Annotated in this window: 1 protein-coding gene; it reads right to left on the minus strand. The window is 45.1% G+C overall.

Going from position 1 to position 707, the window contains the following annotated elements; genetic code table 11:
• Window positions 1-54: 54 nt before the first annotated feature.
• A partial coding sequence (locus tag R7P74_RS26470; protein WP_318123627.1) for a DUF2797 domain-containing protein occupies window positions 55-707 on the minus strand: 653 nt, incomplete at its 5' end.

Here is a 707-nt window from a genome sequence, read left to right on the forward strand (position 1 = left end):
GCCAATGCTCGAGCTTTTTCTATCTAGGAAGTTTGTATAGCAAAGCAGACGTATCTACGCGCTTACTTCAACTTCGTAAGATGTAAATTTGCGGACGTTAATCACACCGGTATCAAAAATCAGATACTGACCTTTGATGCCTTGCAAAATACCAGTCACAACCGGGTTTTTGTCGAAGTTATGAGAGGTGATTTTCGTTGGGTGTTGCTGAACGGGGTAGCTAAGATCGGTAGTGGTTTCGCTCAGCACCTCGATGGCATCTTCACCAAATTGCTGTTTGATTTCAGCAATCTTGTCTTGCACAAGAGGGAGCAGTTCAGCAAAACGATCTTGTAACTCAATCGGTTCACCATCGCCTTTAAGCAAAGTGCGCCAGTTTGTTTTGTCTGCAATATGCTTTGCCAGTTCCACTTCAATCAAGCCTGAAATATGACGCGTTTTGACTTTGAAAATTGGCAGACCCTGAGTTGCACCTTGATCAATCCAACGTGTTGGAATTTGAGTGTGGCGAGTGATGCCCACTTTCAAGCTTGATGTATTTGATAGATACACGAAGTGATCCACCATACAGTTTTCTTCTCCCCACTGCGGTTCGCGGCATGTGCCTTGGTCGTAGTGGCAAGTCTCTGGCTTCATGATGCACATATCGCAGCTCGCAAGCTTCTTCATACACACGAAACAGTGGCCTTGAGAATAGCTCTTCTTGG

Source organism: Vibrio sp. 2033, from assembly GCF_033339735.1.